This window comes from Citrobacter sp. Cb041 (assembly GCF_030336655.1).
GTDB lineage: Bacteria > Pseudomonadota > Gammaproteobacteria > Enterobacterales > Enterobacteriaceae > Citrobacter > Citrobacter braakii.
The window spans coordinates 1-204 of record NZ_JAOWDD010000022.1 but is presented as its reverse complement, the minus strand read 5'-3'; the positions used below and the strand labels follow the sequence as shown (position 1 = coordinate 204).

Below are 204 nucleotides of genomic sequence, written 5' to 3'. Positions count from 1 at the left end.
GCACCAGGGAGGATAACGTTGCTTCAGCAACGGCCCACAGGGCGAGGCGCAGCCGAGTAATCCTCCCGGATGCACCATCTTACTTGATAGCGCTTTAGCAGCGACATCAAGTCTGCAGTAAAGCAAGTTTCCCTGATGCATCCGTAGCTCAGCTGGATAGAGTACTCGGCTACGAACCGAGCGGTCGGAGGTTCGAATCCTCCC

1 tRNA gene is annotated in these 204 nt (G+C 56.4%); it reads left to right on the top strand.

Features of this window, described 5'->3' with window-relative positions:
- Positions 1-145: 145 nt before the first annotated feature.
- Positions 146-204: transfer RNA gene (locus OGV52_RS01630), tRNA-Arg, on the top strand.